The 17506-nt window shown below is 73.1% G+C and carries 18 protein-coding genes; 1 reads left to right on the top strand and 17 read right to left on the bottom strand.

Annotated elements, in window-relative coordinates:
- Positions 1 to 24: 24 nt before the first annotated feature.
- The 5 genes from HZZ00_RS05490 to HZZ00_RS05470 all read right to left on the bottom strand — a co-directional run bounded on the left by HZZ00_RS05490 (position 25) and on the right by HZZ00_RS05470 (position 3436).
- Positions 25 to 534 carry a hypothetical protein gene (locus HZZ00_RS05490; RefSeq protein WP_180331148.1) on the bottom strand — a complete coding sequence of 170 codons (510 nt, stop codon included), beginning with the start codon at positions 532 to 534 and terminating at the stop codon, positions 25 to 27.
- A 5-nt stretch (positions 535 to 539) separates the two neighbouring features.
- On the bottom strand, positions 540 to 1049 hold the full coding sequence (locus tag HZZ00_RS05485; RefSeq protein WP_180331147.1) for a nuclear transport factor 2 family protein: 510 nt from the start codon (positions 1047 to 1049) through the stop codon (positions 540 to 542).
- Between the two features lie 47 nt (positions 1050 to 1096).
- Positions 1097 to 2050: a GTPase Era gene (gene era, locus HZZ00_RS05480; RefSeq protein ID WP_180331146.1), complete on the bottom strand. Its 954-nt coding sequence runs from the start codon at positions 2048 to 2050 to the stop codon at positions 1097 to 1099.
- Between the two features lie 115 nt (positions 2051 to 2165).
- Entirely contained in the window at positions 2166 to 2519 is a 354-nt protein-coding gene (locus tag HZZ00_RS05475) for a cytidine deaminase (protein ID WP_180331145.1), read from the bottom strand.
- Between the two features lie 38 nt (positions 2520 to 2557).
- Positions 2558 to 3436: a helix-turn-helix transcriptional regulator gene (locus HZZ00_RS05470; RefSeq protein WP_180331144.1), complete on the bottom strand. Its 879-nt coding sequence runs from the start codon at positions 3434 to 3436 to the stop codon at positions 2558 to 2560.
- A 95-nt stretch (positions 3437 to 3531) separates the two neighbouring features.
- On the opposite strand from HZZ00_RS05470, the gene HZZ00_RS05465 reads away from it, so the two are divergent.
- Entirely contained in the window at positions 3532 to 4986 is a 1455-nt protein-coding gene (locus tag HZZ00_RS05465; RefSeq protein WP_180331143.1) for an MFS transporter, read from the top strand.
- Here the strand turns inward: HZZ00_RS05465 and HZZ00_RS05460 are convergent.
- The 12 genes from HZZ00_RS05460 to HZZ00_RS05405 form a co-directional block, all read right to left on the bottom strand.
- Positions 4971 to 5990, bottom strand: a complete 1020-nt coding sequence (locus HZZ00_RS05460; RefSeq protein ID WP_180331142.1) for a S66 peptidase family protein — start codon at positions 5988 to 5990, stop codon at positions 4971 to 4973. The genes HZZ00_RS05465 and HZZ00_RS05460 overlap by 16 nt on opposite strands.
- Before the next feature lie 42 nt (positions 5991 to 6032).
- On the bottom strand, positions 6033 to 6392 hold the full coding sequence (locus HZZ00_RS05455; RefSeq protein WP_070027027.1) for an MmcQ/YjbR family DNA-binding protein: 360 nt from the start codon (positions 6390 to 6392) through the stop codon (positions 6033 to 6035).
- Positions 6389 to 7684: a hemolysin family protein gene (locus HZZ00_RS05450; protein WP_180331141.1), complete on the bottom strand. Its 1296-nt coding sequence runs from the start codon at positions 7682 to 7684 to the stop codon at positions 6389 to 6391. Before HZZ00_RS05450 ends, HZZ00_RS05455 begins: the two co-directional genes overlap by 4 nt.
- A gap of 9 nt (positions 7685 to 7693) precedes the next feature.
- A complete protein-coding gene (gene ybeY, locus HZZ00_RS05445; protein WP_180331140.1) occupies positions 7694 to 8191 on the bottom strand; it encodes an rRNA maturation RNase YbeY in 498 nt (165 codons plus the stop codon).
- Between the two features lie 12 nt (positions 8192 to 8203).
- Positions 8204 to 9283 (bottom strand): PhoH family protein, encoded by a 1080-nt coding sequence (locus tag HZZ00_RS05440; protein WP_180331139.1) that lies wholly within the window; start codon positions 9281 to 9283, stop codon positions 8204 to 8206.
- 160 nt (positions 9284 to 9443) lie between these two features.
- Complete coding sequence (locus HZZ00_RS05435) at positions 9444 to 10586, bottom strand: carbohydrate kinase family protein (RefSeq protein ID WP_180331138.1); 1143 nt, start codon at positions 10584 to 10586, stop codon at positions 9444 to 9446.
- Between the two features lie 266 nt (positions 10587 to 10852).
- Positions 10853 to 11842, bottom strand: a complete 990-nt coding sequence (locus tag HZZ00_RS05430; RefSeq protein ID WP_180331137.1) for an adenosine deaminase — start codon at positions 11840 to 11842, stop codon at positions 10853 to 10855.
- Positions 11843 to 11862: 20 nt separating this feature from the next.
- The gene (locus HZZ00_RS05425; RefSeq protein WP_180331136.1) at positions 11863 to 12768 is read right to left on the bottom strand and encodes a ribonuclease Z; all 906 of its coding nucleotides are present in this window, start codon (positions 12766 to 12768) and stop codon (positions 11863 to 11865) included.
- 6 nt (positions 12769 to 12774) lie between these two features.
- Entirely contained in the window at positions 12775 to 13128 is a 354-nt protein-coding gene (locus HZZ00_RS05420; RefSeq protein WP_180331135.1) for a histidine triad nucleotide-binding protein, read from the bottom strand.
- A 74-nt stretch (positions 13129 to 13202) separates the two neighbouring features.
- Positions 13203 to 16412 (bottom strand): S41 family peptidase, encoded by a 3210-nt coding sequence (locus HZZ00_RS05415; RefSeq protein ID WP_180331134.1) that lies wholly within the window; start codon positions 16410 to 16412, stop codon positions 13203 to 13205.
- A gap of 45 nt (positions 16413 to 16457) precedes the next feature.
- On the bottom strand, positions 16458 to 16997 hold the full coding sequence (locus HZZ00_RS05410; RefSeq protein ID WP_257585663.1) for a hypothetical protein: 540 nt from the start codon (positions 16995 to 16997) through the stop codon (positions 16458 to 16460).
- Positions 16998 to 17111: 114 nt separating this feature from the next.
- Positions 17112 to 17504 carry a VOC family protein gene (locus HZZ00_RS05405; RefSeq protein ID WP_070027035.1) on the bottom strand — a complete coding sequence of 131 codons (393 nt, stop codon included), beginning with the start codon at positions 17502 to 17504 and terminating at the stop codon, positions 17112 to 17114.
- Between the last annotated feature and the right edge of the window lie 2 nt (positions 17505 to 17506).

Here is a 17506-nt window from a genome sequence, read left to right as displayed (position 1 = left end):
GGCGCGGCGGCCGGGCGGCCCCCGTCAGCGATAGTCCTCCGGGTGCCCCTGCATCCAGGCGTTGATCCTGTCCCGGACTCCGGTGAGCCGCTCCTGGTGCTTCTTGAGGTTCTCGAAGGAGCGGTCGTCGCCGAGTTCGCGCCGCAGTCCCGCGATCCACGCGAGGGGCTGCTCGAAGTGCGCGGGCCCCTGGGGGTCGGCCTTCATCGCGGCGTCGAGGCCGTCGAGGTTGTCGAGCACGCGGTTCAGGAAGTACGCGCAGTTCCCCGGGGTGGTGCAGCCGTCGTTGTAGGTGGCCTGGAGTACGGCGAAGGCGTCGCGGACCTTCTCCGGGCCCGGTGAGGGCACCACCGTGCTCGGGTCGGCCGGCTCCTCGGTGGAGGTGACGGGCGCCGGCGTACGCACGGCGCGGGTGGGCGGCGCCCCCGCGCTCGGGGCCGTACCGGTGTCGGCGGAGCAGGAGAGGAGCAGTGCCGCCGAGGCCACGACGAGCGTGGAGGCACCGAGAACGCGCCGTGCGCGGGGATACGTCATGTCGCCTACGACTCTTCAGCGGCCCCACCGGTTGCGCCGCCCGCCGCGACGGCGGCGAGGTCGTCCGGAAGCCGGGGCGGAGTGCCCTGTGTCCACACCACCCGCAGCGCCGTCGCGGAGATCCGCCAGCCGTCGGCCGTCCGGACCAGTTCGTTATCGGCGTGGCCGGCGGAGACGAAGACGCCGCCCGAGCCGTCCGCGAGGACATGGGTGCTCAACTGGGCACCACGGGCCGTGGCCCGGTCGCCGTCGACCTCGATGACGGTGTTGGTGCCCAGGTGCACGGTGCGGTCGAACAGCGCCATGCCCTGCCGGACGCGGGCCAGCAGGGCGTCGCGGCCGTGCACGGTGCCGATGGGCATCTCCGCGGTGACGTCCTCGGTGTGGAACGCGCGCGCCCACTCCTCGTCGAGGACGCCGTCGTCCAGTGAGCGCAGGTAGCGGTCGAGCAGATCGGTGATCTCGGCACGGTCGGTCAGGGCCCGCAGCTCTCGCCGCGTCTCTTCGGTGTCCATGCCGGAAGACTGCTTCCTCAAGCGCACTTGAGGTCAAGCGGTGCCCGTCAGAAGCCCAGCTTGCGCAGCTGCTTCGGGTCCCGCTGCCAGTCCTTCGCCACCTTGACGTGCAGGTCGAGGAAGACCGGCGTGCCCAGCAGCGCCTCGATCTGCTTGCGGGACTTGATCCCGACCTCCTTGAGCCGCTTGCCCTTCGGCCCGATGATGATGCCCTTCTGGCTGGGGCGCTCGATGTAGACGTTCGCGTGGATGTCCAGCAGGGGCCGGTCCGCCGGCCGGTCCTCGCGCGGCAGCATCTCCTCGACGACCACCGCGATGGAGTGCGGCAGTTCGTCCCGCACGCCCTCCAGCGCCGCCTCCCGGATCAGCTCCGCGACCATCACCTGCTCCGGCTCGTCCGTGAGGTCGCCCTCCGGGTAGAGCGCGGGCCCCTCGGGCAGCATCGGGACCAGCAGGTCGGCCAGCAGCTCCACCTGCTTGTCGCCGACCGCCGACACCGGCACGATCTCCGCCCACTCGATGCCCAGCTCCTTGCCCAGCTGGTCGATGGCGATCAGCTGCTCGGCGAGGGCCTTGGAGTCCACGAGGTCGGTCTTGGTGACGACGGCGACCTTGGGCGTCTTCTTGATCCCGGCCAGTTCCTTGGCGATGAACCGGTCACCGGGCCCGATCTTCTGGTCGGCCGGCAGACAGAACCCGATCACGTCGACCTCGGCCCACGTGGCGCGCACCACGTCGTTCAGCCGCTCGCCCAGCAGCGTGCGCGGCTTGTGCAGCCCGGGGGTGTCGACGAGGATCAGCTGGGCGTCCGGCCGGTGCACGATGCCCCGCACGGTGTGCCGGGTGGTCTGCGGCCGGTTCGAGGTGATCGCCACCTTCTGCCCGACCAGAGCGTTCGTGAGGGTGGACTTGCCCGCGTTGGGGCGGCCCACGAAGCAGGCGAAGCCGGCGCGGTGGACGGTTTCCGCCGGCTGCTCGGATGACTGGGTGCGAACGCTCATGCCGTTCATTGTCCCTGATCCCGAAGCCCCCGCCGCACCGCGAACCCCCGGTGACGCAGCGCGAGCGATCCGACACGCAGACGCACCGCGCCCCCAGGGGCCTTCGTTCCGGTGTTCAGCCCGCGGCGAGGGTGGCCCGCACGGCGCCGTCCGCGCCCGCGAGCAGCACCGGGGCGCCCGCGCCCCCGAGGTCGGCCACCGCGGCCAGGTCCTCGGCCGGCACCGACTCGGCGTCGCTCACCACCGCCGCCGCCTCCAGCGAGGCCGCCCCGGACGCCACCGCCATGGCGACGGCGGTGCGCAGCGCGCTGAGCTTCAGCGAGGGCAGGTCCACCGTCCCGGCGACGTAGGTGCGCCCGGTGTCGTCCCGTACGGCCGCGCCCTCGGGCACACCGTTGCGGGCCCGCGCGGAGCGGGCCAGGGTCACGATCTTGCGGTCCTCGGGGTCGAGCGCGCTGCTGTCGGTCATGCCCCGAGCATACGAAGCCGTACCACGGCGTACGACGCTCACCCCGCCACCGGGTACATCGCGCCCCGACGGCCCTCCGGGGAGGCCAGCCACTCCAGCTTCTCCGCGGTGTTCGCCTCGTCCAGCGGAGTGTGCAGCACGATCATCAGATCGGGCCGGGCGGGGACCTTCAGCACCGTCGACTCCACGACCAGCAGCCCGGCCAGCGGATGCGACAGCTCCTTGCGCACCTGCCCCTGGTCCTCGATGTCCCGCTCGGCCCACAGCGCCGCGAACTCCTCGCTGGCGGCGCTCGCCTGGGCGAGCACCTCCCGGAAGCCCTCGTCCTCCGGGCGCGCCGCGCACGCGGCCCGGAACTGCGCCACGACGGTGCGCGCGTTGCGCTCCCAGCTGTGGCTGCGCTCCCGGTACAGCGGGTCGGTGAAGAAGTCGATCAGGCAGTTCTGGGTGATGCCGGGGCGCATGCCGAGCACGATCGCGGCCGCGTCGTTGTACAGCACGCAGTTGTAGTAGAGGTCCATGATGTGCGCCGGGTACGGCATCCAGGTGTCGATCAGCCTGCGCAGGCCGTCGCACATGTCCCGCCTGTCGGGCGTCACTTGGGGCGCGGGCGGGTTGAGCCCGGCCAGCAGGTACAGGTGCCGCCGCTCGGCGTCGCTGAGCCGCAGCACCCGGGCCACCGCGTCCAGCACCTGCGGGGAGACGGAGATCTCCCGCCCCTGCTCCAGCCACTGGTACCAGGAGGCGCCCACCCCGGCGAGCACCGCGACCTCCTCCCGGCGCAGTCCGGGCGTACGGCGCCTGCCGCCGCCGGCCGGGAGCCCGGCCTCCTCGGGACTGACCCGGGCACGCCGGCTCATCAGGAACTCGCGCAGTTCGTCACGCCGATGACTTCGTGTCGCCTCAGCAGCGGGCATCCGGCGCCCCTCCCCCGTCGATGCTGTCTGGTGGTGCCACCACCACCATAAGTTCCGACTCCCCACCGGTATTCCGTCCGGCCGAAGCTCTTGCCATGGCGATCGACACCACCACCCAGACCTCCCCCGCGACGACCACCCCACCCGGTGTCCCCCGGCTGTCGACGCGTGACAAGCTCGTCCTGTTCGTGCTGTGCGCGGCCCAGTTCATGGTCGCGCTGGACTTCTCCGTGCTGAACGTGGCGCTGCCCGACCTCGGCCGCGACCTCGGCATGAGCCAGTCCGCGCTCCAGTGGGCCATCACCGCGTTCGCGCTCCCCTCCGGTGGCTTCCTGCTGCTGTTCGGGCGCGTCGGCGACCTGTTCGGGCGCCGCCGGCTCTTCCTGACCGGGCTGACCCTGTTCGGCGCGGCCTCGCTGCTGTCCACCCTCGCCTGGGACCCGGCCTCCTTCCTCGCCGGGCGCGCCCTCCAGGGGATCGGCGCGGCGGCGATCGTACCGACCGGCATGTCCCTGCTGACCACCACCTTCCCGGAGGGCCCGGCCCGCGACCGCGCCCTCGGCATCTCCGGCACCCTGCTGTCGCTGGGCTTCACCATCGGCATGGTCGCGGGCGGCACCCTCACCGACACCTTCGGCTGGCGCTCCACGATGGCCCTGCTGACGCTGTTCGCGCTGATCGTGCTGCCGCCGGCGCCGGGCCTGCTGCCGAAGACGCCGCCCCGCGGCCCGCACGGCGCCGCGGGTGCCCCGGCCCCGGAGCGCCCGCGCCTGGACGTGCCCGGCGCGGTCACCGTCACCACCGGCCTGCTCTCCCTGATCTACGCCCTGTCCACCGCCGCCGACCACGGCTTCGGCCGCGTCGACGTCATCGCGGCCCTGATCGCCGGTCTGGTGCTGCTGACCGCGTTCGCGATCGTGGAGTCCCGCTCGGCCGCGCCCCTGGTCTCGCTGCCGATGCTGCGCCGGCGCACGGTGGCGTGGGGCAACCTGGGCGGTCTGGTCACCTTCTCGATGATGTCCACCATCGTCTTCGTCCTGACCCTGTACCTCCAGGGGATCCTTCACCTGTCCGCCTTCGAGACCGGTCTGGTCTTCGGCGTCCAGGGCCTGCTGTCCGTCGTGGCCGGCACCCTCGCGCCGAAGGTCATCGGCCGCCTCGGCGCCCGCCGCACCCTGGTCTGCTCACTGACCGGCCAGGGCGCCCTGATCGCGACCCTGCTCCTGCTGGACACCCACGGCTGGTCGGCGTGGCTCGCCACCGCCGCGGTCGCCCTGGCCAGCATGTGCCACCTGGGCGCGATCATCTCCTACGGCCTGACCGTCACCTCGGGCGTCCCGGACGAGGAGCAGGGCCTGGCCACCGGCCTGGTGACCTCCACGCAGCAGGTCGGCATCACGATCGGCATCCCGCTGCTGGGCGTCCTGGCCACCACCTCCGGCGACCTGCTGTCCGGCGTGCACACCGTGGTCGCCCTGGACGCGGCGATCGTCCTCGCCGCCGCGGCCCTGATCGGCCTGGCCCTGCGCCGGTCTCAGTCCAGGACCTGAACGATCTCGCTCCGCGCGGCCGTGTGCACCACACGGCCGCGCGCGCCGTTCACCAGCGGGAGGTGGGGCGCCACGTGCCCGCACTCGACATCGGCGACGATCGGCACGCCGAGCGGCCCGAGCGCGTCGAGGACGGCCTCGTGCTGGGTGAGGGTCGGCGCGTCGGGGGCGCGGGTGCGGCCGACCAGGACGGCGGCCGCCCGGTCGAAGAACCCGGCGAGGCGCATGCCGTGCAGATGACGGGCGATGGTGAGCGCGCCGTCCTCGCAGGCCTCGACGTAGACGAGCAGCGGCCCGTCGCCCGCGAGGCGCGCCGGGTCGAGGTAACGGCTGCCGGCGAGCGGGGCAACGGTCTCGATGCAGCCGCCGATCAGCCGCCCCTCGACGTCCACGTCCCCGTCGGCGTCGAGCCGCCGCCAGCCGCCCGTGCCCTCAAGCGGCAGTTCGCGCATCCCGGGGTCGCCGACCCAGTCGGGCCGGCCGCCGGTGTGGTGCCGGCCGGGCGGGGTCTGGGCGAACGGCCGGCCCTGGGGCGCGGCCACGACGTCCAGCCAGGACAGCAGCCCCTCGGGCGTCCGGTACGGGGTCTCCATGAGGCAGTTGCCGTGCACGGTCGCCACCCCGGTGAGCAGGGTCAGCGGCGCGAGCACGGTCGACATGTCCGAGTAGCCGACGAGCCAGGTGGGCTCGGCCCGGCCGATCGCCTCGAAGTCGAGGTGGGGCATCAGGTCGATGGCCGTCTCGCCGCCCCACGGCGGCACCACGGCCCGGATCGCGGGGTCGGTCAGCATCCGCGTCAGCTCGGCGGCGCGTTCGGCGGCCGGGGCGCTGATGTGAGTGGTGCCGTCCATGCACCGGCCGACGACCACCTCGTAGCCGCGCGCCTCGACCACCTCGATCGCGGCGTCGAGGCGGGCCCTGAGGGGTCCGGCCACGCCCGAGGAGGGCGAGGTCACGCCGATGCGGTCACCGGGGCGCAGGGGACGCGGGTATCGAATGGTCATGCACGGGATGTTCCCCAAGGACGACCGCGCCGGGCAACGCGATTACGGCCGGTCCAGCCGCAGCCGCTGCGCCCTCGGCAGCCCCGCCACGACGAGGTCGTAGGAGTCCTCGACCAGTTCCCGCAGCAGCCGGTCCGGCAGGGCGCCGTCGGCGGTGACGGTGTTCCAGTGCCGCTTGTTCATGTGCCAGCCGGGGACGATCAGGCCCTCGTGGTCGGCGCGCAGACGTACCGCGTCCTCCGGGTCGCACTTGAGGTTGACGGTCAGGGGCCGCGCGCCCAGGTTCGTCAGGGCGAACATCTTGCCCAGCACCTTGAAGACCGAGGTCTGCGTGTCGAACGGGAAGTCCTCCACCGCCGCGTTGAAGGACAGGCAGAAGGCGCGCAGCTCCTGGGGGGTCACTCCGGCTTCTCCTCCTCGTCGGGCCCGGCGGGTTCCACCAGGACCGTGACGATCTTGTTCCGGCGGCCGGCCGACGCCTCCGCGGTCAGCTTCAGCCGCCGCTCGTCGGGGAGTTCGACCTGCGCGGACGCGCCCGCGATGGGCACGCGGCCGAGGGCCTTGGCGAGCAGTCCGCCGACGGTCTCCACGTCCTCGTCGTCGTACTCCTCCAGGCCGTACAACTCGCCGAGGTCGGTGATGTCGAGGCGGGCGGTGACCCGGTAACGGTCGTCGCCGAGGTCGACGACGGGCGGGAGTTCCCGGTCGTACTCGTCGGTGATCTCGCCGACGATCTCCTCCAGGATGTCCTCGATGGTGACGATGCCCGCCGTGCCGCCGTACTCGTCGATGACGACGGCGACGTGGTTGCGTTCCTTCTGCATCTCGCGCAGCAGATCGCCGGCGTTCTTGGTGTCGGGCACGAACACGGCCGGGCGCATGGCGGTGGACACCAGGTCGCTCTCCGCCTCCCGGCTGATGTGCGTCTTGCGGACCAGGTCCTTCAGGTACACGATCCCGACGATGTCGTCCTCGCTCTCGCCGGTCACCGGAATCCGGGAGAACCCGGAGCGCAGGGCGAGGGTGAGGGCCTGCCGGATGGTCTTGAACCGCTCGATGGTCACCAGGTCGGTGCGCGGCACCATGACCTCGCGCACCAGGGTGTCGCCCAGCTCGAAGACGGAGTGCACCATGCGGCGCTCCTCGTCCTCGATCAGCGATTCCTTCTCGGCGAGGTCGACCAGGGCGCGCAGCTCCGCCTCGGAGGCGAACGGGCCGTGCCGGAAGCCCTTGCCGGGGGTCAGCGCGTTGCCGATGAGGATCAGCAGCGACGGGACCGGGCCCATCACCCGGGCCAGCGGCACCAGCACGTACGCGGCGAAGGTCGCCGTGTTCAGCGGGTGCTGGCGGCCGATGGTGCGCGGCGAGACGCCGACGGCCACGTACGACACCAGGACCATCACGGCGATGGCGGCCAGCAGGGCCTGCCAGGTGGCCGCGAAAGCCTCCAGACAGGCGTAGGTGACCAGGGCGGCGGCCGCCATCTCGCAGGCGACACGGACCAGCAGGGCCACGTTGAGGTAGCGGGTGGGGTCGGCGGCGACCTGCGCCAGCTTGGCGCCGCCGCGCCGCCCGGACTTCACGGCCTCCTCGGCCCGGAAGCTGGAGACCCGGGCGAGGCCCGCCTCCGCGCAGGCGGCGAGCCAGGCGACGACGACCAGCGCGATCGCGCCGATCACGATCTGCGGGGACATGCGGCTCGCTTACGAGACGGTCGGCGCCGGGGAGGGCCCGGTCAGGCCGCGCTCGGCCCGCCACCCGTCCACGATGGCGGCCTGGAGCCCGAACATCTCGGCCTTCTCGTCGGGCTCCTCGTGGTCGTAGCCGAGCAGGTGCAGCACCCCGTGGACGGTGAGCAACTGGAGCTCCTCGTCCATGGAGTGCTTGGTGGGCGCGTCGGCCCCCTGCCTGGCGGCGACCTCCGGGCACAGCACGATGTCGCCGAGCAGCCCCTGCGGCGGCTCGTCGTCGTCCTTGCCCGGCGGACGCAGCTCGTCCATCGGGAAGGACATGACATCGGTGGGCCCGGGCAGGTCCATCCACTGGATGTGCAACTGCTCCATGGCGTCGGCGTCCACGACGATCACCGAGAGCTCGGAGAGCGGGTGGATGCGCATCCGCGCGAGCGCGTAGCGGGCGATGTCGAGGATCGCCTGCTCGTCGACCTCGGTGCCGGATTCGTTGTTGACGTCGATCGACATGCTCGTGCCGGTCTACTTCCCCTGGGTGCCCTTGGCGCCGGTCCTGCCACGGCCGCCCTTGGGGGAGCCGTTCTCGGTGCCGTTCTTGCTGTCGTACTTCTCGTACGCGTCGACAATACGGCCCACCAGCTTGTGCCGGACGACATCGTGGGACGACAGCCGGGAGAAGTGGACGTCCTCGACGCCCTCCAGGATCTCCTGCACCTGCCGCAGACCCGACTTCTGCCCGTTCGGCAGGTCGACCTGCGTCACGTCACCCGTGATCACGATCTTCGAGTCGAAGCCGAGCCGGGTGAGGAACATCTTCATCTGCTCGGGGCTCGTGTTCTGGGCCTCGTCCAGGATGATGAAGGCGTCGTTGAGCGTGCGGCCGCGCATGTACGCCAGCGGCGCGACCTCGATCGTGCCGGAGGCCATCAGCTTCGGGATGGAGTCCGGGTCGAGCATGTCGTGCAGCGCGTCGTACAGCGGGCGCAGGTACGGGTCGATCTTCTCGTAGAGCGTGCCGGGCAGGAAGCCGAGCCGCTCGCCGGCCTCGACCGCCGGACGGGTCAGGATGATCCGGTTGACCTGCTTGGACTGCAGGGCCTGCACGGCCTTGGCCATGGCCAGGTACGTCTTGCCGGTACCGGCGGGGCCGATGCCGAAGACGACGGTGTGCTTGTCGATCGCGTCGACATAGCGCTTCTGGTTGAGGGTCTTCGGGCGGATGGTGCGGCCACGCGAGGACAGGATGTTCTGCGTCAGCACCTGGGCCGGGGTCTCCGGGCCGTCGCTCGTACCGTTGTCGCTCGCCTTGAGCATGGCGATCGAGCGTTCCACTGCGTCCTCCGTCATCGGCTGCCCGGTGCGGAGCACCAGCATCATCTCGTCGAACACGCGCGAGATCAGGGCGACGTCGACGGGATCGCCGGCCGCGCTGATCTCATTGCCCCGGACGTGGATGTCGGCCGCCGGGAAGGCCCTCTCGATCACGCGCAGGAGGGAGTCACCGGAACCCAGCACGGTCACCATGGGGTGCTGGGCGGGGACGGTGAACTGCGCTCTCGCCTGCTCCTGCGCGGGGGTGTGAGCTGTGGGTGTCTGTGTCATGGGCCGGCGCTGAAGGCCTGCGCTTCCTCCTGATCACGGCCGCCACGACGCAGGGCGGCCTCGTCCCTCCCAGGGTACGCCGGACGGCTGACAAGCCCGTAGGGCTTTTCCGACGCGCGCCTTCCGGGACCGGCCGGCCCCCGGCCCCGTCCCCGTCCCGTCAGCCGGAGCGGCGGAACCCGATCGTGGGCACCGCCCGCCGCAGTGGCCAGGGCCGGTCCAGTTCCTCCGGCACCAGCCGGTCGAGGAACGCGTACCGGCGCAGCGCCGCCCGGTCCTGCCCCGGCACGGACTGGACCCGCCGCCACCACGCCCCGATCTCCGACCACCCCGGCGCCGACAGCGACCCCCCGAACTCCTGCACCGACAGCGCCGCCGTGAGTCCCGCGAACGCCAGCCGGTCCGCCAGCGGCCACCCGGCCAGGGACCCGGTCACGAACCCGGCGACGAACACGTCGCCCGCGCCCGTGGGATCCAGCGCCTCCACCGCGATGGCCGGCACCTCCGCCGCCTCCCCGGTGCGCCGGTCCACCGCGTACGCCCCCTCGGACCCGAGGGTCACCACGGCCACCGGCACGTACTCGGTCAGCGCGTGCGCCGCGAGGCGCGGGCAGTCGGCGCCCGTGTACCGCTTGGCCTCCTCCGCGTTCGGCAGGAACGCCTCGCAGTGCTCCAGGTCGGGCAGCCCGGCGAGGTCCCACGCGCCCGTCTCGTCCCAGCCGACGTCGGCGAAGATCCGGGTGCCCTCCCGCGCGGCCTGCGCGATCCACGGCGCCCGCCGCCCCGGGGTGAGCGAGGCGACGGCGGCCCGGGCGCGCGGCGGGCAGTCGGGGGCCGGCTCCTCCGGCGGCGGCTCGTGCCCGTGCGAGACCATGGTCCGCTCGCCCTCGTACGCCATGGAGACCGTCACCGGCGAGTGCCAGCCGGGCACCGTGCGCGACGCGGTGAGGTCGATGCCCTCGCCCTGGGCGAGCGCGTCCCAGCAGTACTCCCCGTAATGGTCGTCCCCGAAGGCCGCGGCGAGCGAGGTGCGCAGTCCGAGGCGGGCCAGGGCGCTGGCCATGTTGGCGACGCCGCCGGGGCTGGAGCCCATGCCGCGGGCCCAGGACTCGGTGCCGCGCACGGGCGCCGAGTCCAGGCCGGTGAAGATGATGTCGAGGAAGACGGTGCCCGTGAGGTAGACGTCCCAGGGCGGGTCGCCGGGCTCGCGCAGCGCGGCGAGCGGGTCGACCTGGGCCTGCCTGCGTCCGGCCTGGGTGAGGTGCTCGGGTTCCTCTCCGGTGAGGGTGTGCGACGAGGTCACGGTGCGCTCCCTGACGTGTGCGGGTCTGGCCAGTGTGCACCACGGCGACCTTCGCGCACGGGCATACGGCCGGGTCCGCGCAACGGGAAGAGCCCCGCCCCGCACAGGGCGGGACGGGGCTCGTGTGGAGCGCCGGGCAGGCCTTGCACCTGCATCTCCCCGCAGGAAGCGGGGCGTCTTTCCTTGGACCACCAACGCACTGCCGGGCTCCGGGAGTTGCCCCGGCGGCCTCGACATGATCAAGCATATCCCATGCCGGGGACCGCTCAGAACTCGTAGGCCGCGACCTCGGCGAGACAGCGGGCGCGGCGCTCCTCGTCGTCCTCCAGGAAGGAGGCGAGGAAGGAGTTGCGGGCCAGCTCGCGCAGCCGGTCCTCGCCCAGACCCAGGGTCTCGCCCACGGCCCGGAAGTTGTCGTCGGCGTACCCGCCGAAGTAGGCCGGGTCGTCGGAGTTGACCGTGCACAGCAGCCCGGCGTCCAGCATGGCCGGCAGCGGGTGGTCGGCCAGGGTGTCCACGGTGCGCAGCCGGACGTTGGACAGCGGGCACAGGGTGAGCGGGACGCGCTCCCGCACCAGCCGCTCCACCAGGGCCGGGTCCTCCATGCAGCGCAGCCCGTGGTCGACGCGCTCGACGCCGAGCACGTCCAGGGCCTCGGTGATGTACTCCGGCGGCCCCTCCTCGCCGGCGTGCGCCACCCGGCGCAGGCCGAGCGCGGCGGCGGCCTCGTACACCTCGCGGAACTTCGCCGGCGGGTGCCCGACCTCGGCCGAGTCCAGGCCGATGCCGGTGATCCGGTCCAGGTACGGCCGCGCGGCCTCCAGGGTCTCCAGCGCGGACTCGGCCGACTCGTCGCGCAGGAAGCACAGGATCAGCCGGGTGGAGACGCCGTGGTTCTCCTCGCTGCGGCCGAGCGCCCGCCACAGCCCCTCCACCACCGTGCCCATGGTCAGGCCCCGGGCGAGGTGGGCCTGCGGGTCGAAGAAGATCTCCGCGTGCCGCACGCCCTGCGCGGCGGCGCGGGCCAGATAGGCGTCGGCCAGGTCCTCGAAGTCGCGCTCGGTGCGCAGGACGGCCATCAGCTCGTAGTACAGGTCCAGGAACGACTGGAGGTCCTGGAACCGGTACGCCTCGCGCAGCTCGTCGGTGTCGGCGTACGCCAGCTTCACGCCGTTGCGGGCGGCCAGCTCGAAGGCCAGCTCCGGCTCCAGCGTGCCTTCGATGTGGAGGTGCAGTTCTGCTTTGGGGAGGGGCATCAGAGCATGGTACGAGCCCTTCACCGTCGTTTCGGAACCGGCACTCTCTGGAGGTCGTACGCCACGGTCAGCTCCCCCGTGAAGCCGGCGGCCCGCGCCTGCCGCTCGAACTCCTCCGGCTCCGGGTAGCGCTGGCTGAAGTGGGTCAGCACGAGGTGCCGCACCCCCGCGTCCCGCGCCACCGCCGCGGCCTGACCGGCCGTCAAGTGGCCGTGCTCCACGGCCAGTCGCTCGTCCTCGTCCAGGAAGGTGGCCTCGATGACGAGCAGGTCGCAGCCCTCGGCGAGCGCGTGCACGCCCTCGCAGAGCCGGGTGTCCATGACGAAGGCGAACCGCTGTCCGCGCCGTACCTCGCTGACCTCCGCCAGCGTCACGTCCCCGAGCCGCCCCTCGCGCTGGAGCACGCCCACGTCCGGGCCCTTGATCCCGTGCGCGGCGAGCCGCTCGGGCAGCATCCGGCGGCCGTCGGGCTCGGTCAGCCGGTAGCCGTAGGACTCCACCGGGTGCGACAGCTTCCGGGCCTCCAGGGTGTACGACGGCGTCACCGCGAGGACGCCGTCGGCGGCCACCGGGGCCTCGGTGAGGCGGACGGTCTCCCGGTAGGCGGTGGCGTACCGCAGCCGGTCGAAGAAGCGCTGCCCGGAGGCCGGGTAGTGCGCGGTGACCTCGTGCGGCACCTGGTCCAGGTTGATCCGCTGGATGACCCCGGCGAGGCCGAGGGAGTGGTCGCCGTGGAAGTGGGTGACGCACAGGCGGTTCAGGTCGTGGGCGGCGACCCCGGCGCGCAGCATCTGCCGCTGGGTGCCCTCGCCGGGGTCGAACAGGATGCCCTCGCCGTCCCAGCGCAGCAGATAGCCGTTGTGGTTGCGGTGCCGGGTCGGGACCTGGCTGGCGGTGCCGAGCACCACCAGTTCACGGACGGACACGGCTGCCTATCCGGGCGGCCACTGCAGGCCACGGCCGCCGAGGACGTGCGCGTGGGCGTGCCAGACGGTCTGGCCGGCGCCGCTGCCGGTGTTGAAGACGAGGCGGTAGCTGTCGAGCTTCTCCTCGTCGGCCACGGCCTTGGTCTCGCGCAGCACGTCGGCGGCGATCTCCGGGGCGCCCGCGGCCAGTTCGGCGGCGTTCGCGTAGTGGGCCTTGGGGATCACCAGGACGTGGGTGGGGGCCTGGGGGTTTATGTCCCGGAAGGCGACGGTGGTGTCCGTCTCGCGGACGATGGTGGCCGGGATGTCGCCGGCGACGATTTTGCAGAACAGGCAGTCGTCTTGCGGTTCTCCGGGCATGCGCCGCTCCTCTACGCCGGTGATCGATACGGGGGCATGGTAATCGTTCGGGTGGCGGACACGGGGTGGCCCGGTCAGTCGGGCAGGGCCGGCGGTGTCTTCGCGGGCGAGACCGCCAGCGCCTCCAGCGCCAGCCGTATCGCCTCGTCCAGCTGGGTGTCCGTGCCCCGCGCCCAGTCCTGGGGGCGCTGGACGACCTCCACGTCCGGGTCCACCCCGTGGTTCTCCATGTTCCAGCCCTGGCCCTCCAGCCAGGTGGCGTACTTGGGCTGGGTGACCAGGGTGCCGTCGACCAGGCGGTAGCGGCTGTCGACGCCGATCACGCCGCCCCAGGTGCGGGTGCCGACGACCGGGCCGATGCCGAGGGCCTTGATCGCGCCGTTGACGATGTCGCCGTCGGAGCCGGAGAACTCGTTGGCGACGGCGACGACGGGGCCGCGCGGGGCGTCGCCCGGGTAGCTCTCGGGACGCATGCCGCGCGGCACGTCCCAGCCGACGATCCGGCGGGCCAGCTTCTCCACGACGAGCTGGGAGGTGTGGCCGCCCCGGTTCTCACGCACGTCCACGATCAGGCCCTCGCGGGCGACCTCGACGCGCAGGTCGCGGTGGAGCTGGGCCCAGCCGGGCGCCTGCATGTCGGGCACGTGCAGGTAGCCGAGGCGGCCGCCGGAGCGCTCGTGGACGTGGGCGCGGCGGCCGGCGACCCAGTCGTGGTAGCGCAGCGGCTCCTCGTCGGCGAGCGGGACCACGACGACGTGGCGGGCCTCGCCGCCGCCGGAGGGCGAGACGGTGAGTTCCACGGGGCGCCCGGCCGTGCCGGTCAGCAGCGGGCCGGGGCCGGTCACCGGGTCGACCGGGCGGCCGGCGACGGCGAGGATCGCGTCCCCGGGGCGTACGGCGACGCCGGGCGCGGCGAGCGGGCTGCGCGCTTCGGGGTCGGAGGTCTCGCTGGGCAGGATGCGGTCGATGCGCCAGCTGCCGTCCTCGTGGCGGGAGATGTCGGCGCCGAGCAGACCCTGGCGGGGGCCGCCGCCGTAGCCGCCGCGCGGGATGACGTAGGCGTGCGAGGTGCCGAGTTCGCCGTGCACCTCCCACAGGAGGTCCACCAGATCGTCGTGGGTGGCGATGCGGTCGAGGACGGGACGGTAGCGGTCGAGGACGCCGTCCCAGTCGACGCCGCCCATGTCGGGCCGCCAGAAGTTGTCCCGCATGATGCGGCCCGTCTCCTCGTACATCTGCCGCCATTCCGCGGCGGGGTCGATCGTCTGCCGGATGCGGCCGAGGTCGACGGTGATGTTGGAGTCGCTGTCCTCGTCGGCGGAGGCGCGCCGGTCGCTGGGGACGACCTTCAGCTTGCCGTCGGTCCACAGCAGCACTCGCTTGCCGTCGCCGCTGACCTCGATCCGGTCGGCGTCCGCGGCCAGGTGCTCCAGGCGCTGCTGGACGAGGTCGTAGCGCTCCAGCTCGGTGTGCGGGTCGGGGTCGTCGGGGGTGGCGCGGGAGGCGCCGAGGACGCCGTGCAGCGGGTGCCGCAGCCAGAGCACGCCGTCCTTGGCGGCGCGCAGGTGGGAGTAGCGGGCGGCCTCCACCGGGAAGGGCACGATGCGGTCGGCGAGCCCGTCGAGGTCGATCCGGGTGGTGGGCACGCCCTCGCTGTCCGGGGTCTCCTCCTTGTCGGAGGTCTCGAAGGGACGGCCGTGGCGCTGCGGCCCGAACGGGGAGGGGGTGGTGGCGGCGAGGGTGATCAGGTAGGGCCGGGTGCCCTCCACGAAGGCCAGGTCGAAGGCGTGTTCGTCGTAGACCGGGTCGAAGGAGCGGTTGGAGAGGAAGGCGAGGTGCCTGCCGTCCAGGGTGAAGGCGGGCGCGTGGTCCCGGAAGCGCAGCGGGGTGGCCTCGCTGACGGTCAGGTCGCTGGTGTGGACGAGGCGCAGCTGGCTCAGCGGGCGCGGGCCGGGATGGCTCCAGGCGAGCCAGGCGGAGTCGGGCGAGAAGGCCAGGTCGCGCACGTCGCCGTCCTCGCTGCGGTCGACCTCGCGGACCTCGCCGGTCTCCCGCTCGACCAGCAGCAGCCGGCCGTCGTGGGAGGCGACGGCGGCGCGGCTGCCGTCGGGCGCCATGGCGAGCGCGAGGACCCGGCCGAGCCGTCCGGCGGCCAGCCGGCGCGGGGTGGCGCCGGGGGCGAGGCCGGTGGCGGGCGCGAACTCCAGGGCGTCCTCGCCCTCGGCGTCGGTCACCCACACCACCCATTCCTCGCCGTCGGCGCGGAAGGTGCGGGGCAGCCGGGCGCGGACGCCGGGTTCGGCGGCGAGCGCGCGCACCGGCCCGGCGCGGTGGGTGACCCAGTGGACGGTGCCGCGCACGGCGACCGCGCTGCCCCGCGCGGTGTGGTCGGGCGCGGCCGAGCCGAACCAGCGGGAGGTGCTCGTCTGGAAGGGCTGGAGGTCCACGCGGGGGCCGCCGAGGCGGATGTCCAGGGGGCGCGGGGTCGCGCCGTCGAGGTCGTCCAGCAGCCAGAGCCGGCCGGCGCTGGAGTAGACGACGCGGGTGCCGTCGGTGGTGGCGTGGCGGGCGTAGAAGCCGTCGAGCGGCGAGTGGCGGCGCAGGTCGGAGCCGTCGGCGCGGGAGGAGTACACGGCGCCGGTGCCCTCGTGGTCGCTGAGGAAGGCGATGCGGTCGCCGACCCAGCCGGGGTGTTCGATGTTCCCGTCCAGTTCCTCGTGCAGCCGGACGAACTCCCCGGTTCCCTCCCGGTCGATCCACAACTTGCCCGCGGTGCCGCCCCGGTAGCGCTTCCACCAGGCGGCCTCGCGGCCCATGGGGGCGGACAGCAGCACGGTGTGCGGGCCGAACGCGACGTCGCCGACCGGGCCGTAGGGCAAGGTGGCGGCGGGTCCGCCGTCGAGCGGGACGGCGCGGGCCCAGGAGCGGCGCAGGCTGGGCTGACCGGCGGTGCTCAGGGCGAGGACCTGTCCCGCGGGGGTCCAGCCGCGCACCTGGGTCCGCGAACTGCCCCAGTGGGTCAGGCGTTTGGCGGGGCCGCCCTCGACGGGGGCGATGTGCACCTCGCGGGCGCCGTCGCGGGTGGAGGTCCAGGCGAGGGTGGTGCCGTCGGGCGAGATGCGGGGGTGGTCCACGGGCACGTTGTCCGCGCTGGCCCGCCAGGCGCGGCCCCCGTCGAGGGGGGCCAGCCAGACGTCGTCCTCGGCGACGAAGGTCACCAAGTCGCCGTGCAGGTGCGGGAATCGGAGGTAGCCGGAGGTTCCTGTCGAAGCGCCCTGAGTCACCCCGTCACCATACGCAGCGGACGCCGTTCGCGGGTCCTTTTCCGATCACTTGCCCTGGGCCGGCGGGCAGGCGGGATCACCCGTGCACCAGACGGTGCGGGTGACGGTGACCGTCACGGCGGGGCGCGGGTCGACGGGGGTGTACGACGGCCGGTACGCCGGGCCGGGCGCGGCACCGCAGTCGCCGAGCCCGCTGACGTGGAACACCTGTCTGCCGCCCACCCTGGCCCGCAGGTCCCCGCGCACACAGGCGCCGTCGACGGCCCTGGTCACCTCTCCGTTGACGGTGATCCTGCGGCGGTCCCTGGTCTCGCCCTGGCAGTCGACGGCGACCACGGCGCTCGCGCCCGGCGCGGACGCCGCCACCGCGGCACCGCCGCCCCGGTCGCCGCCGCAGGTCAGCCAGCCGACGTCGACGTGCTGCCGGGTCAGCTCCGCGGTCGCCGTGCCGTCGGTGGTGTAGGCGACGGTCGCCGGCCCGAGCTGATCGGGCTCGCAGGCCACCAGGGCGCCCGCGCCGGCGAGCACCAGTGCGGCGACGCCGATCGCCCGGCGCCGGGCCCGGATCCACATGAATGCCCCCATGCACGGCAGACTGCCACCGCGCACGGCCGCGCCGGAAGCCCGCGCCCGATCACTCACCCGTTCGGCGGCCCGCGTCCCGGACCGGGGCCCCGGCCGGTCGCGGCGCCCGGGGTGTCAGCCGCGCAGCAGCAGCCACTCCTGGAGTTCGACCAGGTTGCCCTCGGGGTCCTTGAGGTGGGCCACGCGCATGCGGTCGGTCATCGGGGCGGGGCCGTGCAGGAGGGTGGCGCCCCGGGCGGCGAGGCCGGCGCAGTAGGCGTCGAGGTCGTCCACCCGCAGCACCACCAGGGAGCGGTGGCCCGTCGCGGCACCGGCCAGTTCGGGCAGCACCCCGGCCATCATGGCGCGGTCCTGGAGGGCGATGCCCGCCGAGCCGGTGTGCGGACTGAACTTCTCGTACGGCCCCTCGCTCGCGCCGGACTGCGGCTTGAGGCCGAGGACGTCGGCGTAGAAGCGGTAGCAGGCGGCGAAGTCGGTGACCAGCAGGCGTACTTGGGCCAGTTCCACGG

Source organism: Streptomyces sp. NEAU-sy36 (assembly GCF_013423905.1).
Lineage (GTDB): Bacteria > Actinomycetota > Actinomycetes > Streptomycetales > Streptomycetaceae > Streptomyces > Streptomyces misionensis.
Note: the sequence above shows the minus strand (reverse complement) of the source record. Positions and strands in the feature narration are given on the sequence as shown.